Source organism: Bradyrhizobium sp. (genome assembly GCF_019242285.1).
Classification (GTDB): Bacteria; Pseudomonadota; Alphaproteobacteria; order Rhizobiales; family Xanthobacteraceae; genus Bradyrhizobium.
Genome location: NZ_JAFAVV010000017.1, coordinates 1 through 5354, shown reverse-complemented (window position 1 = coordinate 5354; position 5354 = coordinate 1). Strand labels below are relative to the sequence as shown.

General features: G+C 60.2%; 3 protein-coding genes and 2 pseudogenes. 2 read left to right on the top strand and 3 right to left on the bottom strand.

The genetic code is table 11. The features are described 5' to 3' along the window. Nucleotides 1-86: 86 nt before the first annotated feature. Nucleotides 87-1124, bottom strand: a complete 1038-nt coding sequence (locus JOY90_RS00910; protein ID WP_291689294.1) for a restriction endonuclease — start codon at nt 1122-1124, stop codon at nt 87-89. A 915-nt stretch (nt 1125-2039) separates the two neighbouring features. On the opposite strand from JOY90_RS00910, the gene msrA reads away from it, so the two are divergent. Beyond that, nucleotides 2040-2552 (top strand): peptide-methionine (S)-S-oxide reductase MsrA, encoded by a 513-nt coding sequence (gene msrA, locus JOY90_RS00905; protein WP_291689293.1) that lies wholly within the window; start codon nt 2040-2042, stop codon nt 2550-2552. A gap of 75 nt (nt 2553-2627) precedes the next feature. Here msrA and JOY90_RS00900 read toward each other — a convergent pair whose 3' ends face one another. Together JOY90_RS00900 and JOY90_RS00895 are read right to left on the bottom strand one after the other, a co-directional pair. Continuing rightward, nucleotides 2628-3218: an NADPH-dependent FMN reductase gene (locus JOY90_RS00900; RefSeq protein WP_291689292.1), complete on the bottom strand. Its 591-nt coding sequence runs from the start codon at nt 3216-3218 to the stop codon at nt 2628-2630. Between the two features lie 942 nt (nt 3219-4160). Further along, nucleotides 4161-4397: pseudogene (locus tag JOY90_RS00895) on the bottom strand (SDR family oxidoreductase); the annotation flags it as partial. Nucleotides 4398-4975: 578 nt separating this feature from the next. Between JOY90_RS00895 and JOY90_RS00890 the strand changes: the two are divergent. Further along, nucleotides 4976-5269 (top strand): annotated as a pseudogene (locus JOY90_RS00890) (LysE family transporter); the annotation flags it as partial. Nucleotides 5270-5354: the final 85 nt, after the last annotated feature.

The following is a 5354-nucleotide window of genomic DNA, read 5'->3' as shown; positions in this document are numbered from 1 at the left end:
ATCCGCCTCACTCGAGAAACTAGCCCACCAACTCCGAACCACTAGTGCATGAGCTGTCAGGGTCAGAGGCCCAGCCATTTAAGAAGTCATCTCTCAAGCGTCATGAGCATATCATCTACAACCGCAACGATCACATCCGTCGGCTCGCCGCCAGAATCCTTGAGGTCTAACATTTCAATCAACTGATCCGTTGTAAGACTTATAATTAGCTTGCCGTGTTCTCTTAAGGCGCCTTTTGCCGCAGCAATAGCGTTCTCGTCTGGCCCCATTGGAGATACGATGATCGCAGTTCCTCTGAGCGCAGTCTTATAAAGATACTTCTCTGTAGTATAGATTTGTCCTTGGCCGATCTTATCGGTGTAGTTCTTGAACTCGAAGATCACATAGCGGGAATGGAATTGAGTAATGATCGTGTTCCAGAAGTCGTGGTCGGAACTTATTCTTGCGATCAAATCGTAGATTGACATTCGTGTTTCGCTGCCGTGCTGTGAGAGCCATGTCGCAAAATGGTCCGACAGCGCATACGTCAGAGCTTCAGTGGCAGCGTTCTCGTAAGCCTTCCCATCGCCGGGTGGTACATTTCGGAGGCTCTCCTCAAGTTCTTTAGCCTTCAACGTCTGAGTTGGAATGGGCCGTTCCTGCATTGCAGGTTGATCTAAGTCGAAGTTTGGGTCGACGTTTGTTGGAATGATCCTCGCGGGATTGGAAAACGGCTGAGAGCGCCTTAGGAATTCGTCTAACCGTTGATAGAGCTCCGCATCGCGTACCGCAAGGAACGTGAGGGCGTTGACGTCGTAAACGAGAAGTCCCGGGTGCGCGCTCTTGATTGCGTCCGTCTCGGTCACGCTCAAGCTTGCACTCACGGCCAGAATTGCATGTTGCGCCCGAAATACGTGCTTCGTTGCAATGAGCTGATGGGCGGCTCGAACAAGTGCAGACAGCCCCATTGTTCTGGAACTGTAGCTTTTCACTTCAACCACGGCACGCTTGCCTTGCGTTGAGGCCACAAGCAGGTCAGCCTCTAAGCCCGCAATTTGTATATTGGTCTCGACATCGAACCCATGTAGTCGAAAGATTTCGGCTACGATTTCTTCAAGCTCTCTAAAGAACGGTCTTGGAGCCACAACTCTCCCCCAAATGCGTGTATCAGCAGCAGTCGCTCGTTATCTAAGCTAGCGCCAAAACGCAGCGGCCTGCTCCAATTTTACGTTGGAGCAGGCCGGACCCGTAGTCTTAGAACCACGGTATAGTAAGGACGATGCGGATTTCGATTTGCATCATGCTGACCTCCCTAAGTTGAGGGCTTGGCCAAGCGGGTGGAAGTTTCAGCAGCGCGCACTGCGGATGTTTGCGTACGTCGCAAACTCACGGCCCAGGTTTTCTTTTCGACCCTCTGTAGCCTTACGGGCGGGTCTACCGCACGGGGGATAATGGCGCCCGTTCGCCAGCGTTCATCACGCGGTGATTCCTATTAGGTCAGATTCCGGCCGATTGAAGGCGATGATAGATCATCCGTAGTTGTGCGGCTGGCAAACCAAAAACTCACAAAATTTGCTGGGAGCACTACTGCGCGCATCCGGGCTGTCGAATTTTTGGCCCCCCATCCCCAAGGCAAATATCTGCTGAAGTGCAGAGGTCGGCGACGGCGGCGCGAGAAAGGTCAACGCGGTGCCATGCACACGAGGCCGCAGCCCGGGTCACTGACGTTGCGGGGGATGTGCTGAACGAAACTCGTGACTTTCGCTCAATCTCGTTGAGGTTGATTCGCCAATGAGTTACATTGTGCGTAAGTCTTGCACGAAAGTGGAGCGCAGTGATGACGGTCTACGGTATGCGCGGGTGGCACTGAGGGCCAGACGCTGGCGGGGGCAAGAGGCGCAGCTGGCCGAGGCGGGCGCGGTGAAGGTGTTTGCGGAGAAGATCGGCGCCATCTGCAGCACTGCGTTGACCGGCCGCGTCTTGCGATTTCGCGTGACCAATCGGCAGCGGTGGCTAGTATGGCGACCTCGATGGAGCGGAGACTATCAGGAGGCTGTCAAATGACGATTGAACGCGCTGTGCTCGCCGGGGGCTGCTTCTGGGGCATGCAGGATCTGATCCGCAAGCAGCCGGGCGTGGTCTCCACCCGCGTCGGCTACACGGGCGGAAACGTGAAGAATGCCACCTATCGCAATCACGAAGGCCATGCTGAAGCGATCGAGATCATGTTTGATCCGGCAAGGATCAGTTACCGGACCTTGCTGGAGTTCTTCTTCCAGATTCATGATCCGACCACGCTCGATCGTCAGGGCAATGATTTGGGAACCAGCTACCGCTCGGCCATCTTCTATACGACGGACGAGCAGCGGAAGGTCGCCGAGGATACGATCGCGGATGTCGAGGCTTCGCATCTATGGCCCGGCAAGGTGGTCACCGAGGTCACCCGCGCCGGGGATTTCTGGGAAGCCGAGCCCGAGCATCAGGACTATCTCGAGCGCTACCCGGAAGGGTACACCTGCCACTTCGTGCGCCCTGACTGGAAACTGCCGAAGCGGGCAACGGTCGAGACTTGATCGCGGCGGCGCGGCCACCGGTTGAAAGGCATGCCGACCCGCAGACGGCTCGGCGAGCCTGATGCGGTGGCGGCTTCAGTAAGGCGGTGCTCTGCGTTGGCGCTGGGCCTTGGCCGCTTCCACCCACCACATCAGGTCGTCGGCGAAACGTTTGAAGGCTTGCTCGAGCGCTTTGCCGCCTTCCCCGATCGGCGCGCCATCCTCCGACAGCGAGTGTGCGATCGGGCCGACCGCGACCGTGCTCGATACCACGACCATGCCCATTTCCGAGAGCGTGCCGTGCCAGGCGCTTGCGGACCGTGCGCCGGACAGGCGTCCCGCCGAGTAGCTCGCGATCGCCGCGGGCCGCCAGAACCATTCCTCGAGGAAATGATCGGTGAGATTCTTCAAGCCGGGCTGAACACCCCAATTGTACTCCCCCGTGATGAAGACGAAACCGTCGGCGTCACGGATTTGACCTGCCAGTTTTTCGAGCGCCGCGGGCGCTTCGTTCGCAGGATACTCCTTGTACATGCGGTCGAGCATGGGCAGGCCCACGGCCTTCGCATCGATCAGCTCGACGCCGTCGCCGCGCCGGCGCAGCCGGTCCAGCGCAAACTGCGCAAGCCTGATCCCCATGCGGTCAGAACGGTACGAGCCATAGAGAACCAGAATTCGATTGGTCATGGACAAATCCGCCGCGCCGGTGGGGCGCCGTCGAACGATCGAAATGCGACCCAGGAGCAGCCCAGGCTAACATGACGCTGAGCCTTCAGGAACACGCGACTGACGCACCAACGTACCCGAGACATCGGTCACGATCTCGCGCCGACGGCCTGCCTTCATCGTCCGTCCGCAGGTGTTGCCGGTTTGCTACGTCAAATCCGCCTCATCGAAGGGCCGCATTGCCGCCTGCGCGTCCTCTCAATTGCGCCCGAAACGCCGACGATTGGCTCTCTCTCGATCACGGCAATGACGCCGTGGAGGGGGAAGCCCATGAAGTTCCTGGCTCTGGTGGTTGTCTTGGGCCTGCTCGTCGCCGGCTCCGCGGCCTTCGTGGTCGGCCATCCGCACGCGATCACGGCCTGCGCTACCGGCTGCGACTGAGATGAGTGCAAGGCGACTGGATCGGTCGACGTAAGGCGGATCAGCGAAGCGTAATCCGCCGCTCCGTCGGACGCCAACGCCGCTCCCTGAAGGAGACCCGCCGGCTGAATTCCCAGCCCGTCTCCGGCGGGAGGATTCCGATTCCGCCCATGCCAAGATGGCGGACTACGCTTCGCTGATCCTGCTGGTCATAGTTCGTGTCGAGCGCGATTTCTCCGCTGGTCATCCCGGGGCATTCGCGAAGTGAATGAGCCCGGAATCCATAACCACAAGCGGCAATTTCGGGCGAGATCGTCGTTGCGTGCATTTCGATCCACCATCAAGATTCGTGGTCATGGATTCCGAGCTCGCGCGGAGCCTGTCATCGGGCCGCGCTTTGCGCGGACCCGGTGGCGCGCCCGGAATGACGGGCAGTGAGAGCGCGACGACACTCTCATGACCCACAGTAGGCCTGATCCGCCCTGTACCCTATGTTGCGCCCGGGCATGCTTCTGCATCGCAGGTGCCAGCCAACGCGAGGGCCTAGGCGACGAGGCGCAGGCCGCCATCACAGACGATGACGTGGCCAGTCATGAAGCCGTTGGAGATGAGGAAGGCGACCGCCTGCGCGATATCGTCGGGCTTTCCGACCCGACCGACTGGTGTCTTGCTCGCATAGTCGGCGAAGACCGCTTGCCTCTGCTCGGGCGGCAGGAAATCCCGCCAAGGCGTCTCCACGACCCCCGGTGACACGCCGTTCACCCGCAAAGGCCGCAGCTGCCCGTCGCGCCAACCCGTCGCAGTCAGCGCCTTCCGAATTTCAGAATTTTCCTTGACGCCGACCCCAAATCAGAGGCATAATGCGCGCCATCCCGCCTCGTGCAGAGGGGCGATCCGCGGTCGTCACGGGCGTGGAGGCGGGGAGCGGTGGCCGCGGGAGGTCGCAGCATTCCTTCGGGGGTGCGGACGAACGATTTTTCGCGGGCGGCCAAGCCGTGTGGTCCTGATCCCCCGACGCTGGGATCAAGCCTGTGTCGACGCTTCCGCGTCGCGCGGGTGATGGTGGCAAGAAAGCCCGGTCGCCAGGGAGAGCACGGAGCAGCCGGCAGATCCATCGCGCAGGGAAGGCCGGGTCAACTCGGCTGAGCCTGTGGTTCCTGCCCCGTGCGTTTCTGTTGCACGGGGGCCATGGGTGCCAGCCGGCACCCGGTCTTCCCTGCGCCCTCTCACTGCTTGGAGGGTTCTCGCCGAACAAAGCTCGGGCGCCGTCGCGCCGCGAGAATGCAATGTCATGCCCTTCTGCCGCCGTTCGACATCCAGATCAGTGAACGCGCTCCGCGCCGGCCGCCCAAGCGAAGAACGGCGCGCACGCCTCGCCTGCGGCGGGCTTTCTCTTGGGCCTGACAAATCCGAAAGCCTATCTGGCGTTCGCATCCCTGTTTGCGTCATACACTTTGATCAAAGGAAGCGCGCCGCAGGATTCATTCGCCAAATGGCTCTTACTGGTGGCGGTGATGGTCGTGGTGGACATCGTCTGGCTCACCATCGGGGGCTTGCTGCGAGGATTGGCGCTGTCGCCCAACGGCGAACGCGCGCTCAATGTCGCCCTCGGATCGATGGTGCTGATCGCTGCCGGACTGGCATTCGCTTAGCCATCCGCCATCAGCCGGATTCTCGCGTGACAATCGGCGGTTCGGATGCGTACAGATCGTTCGTCGGACTGGTAGATGCTGTCGA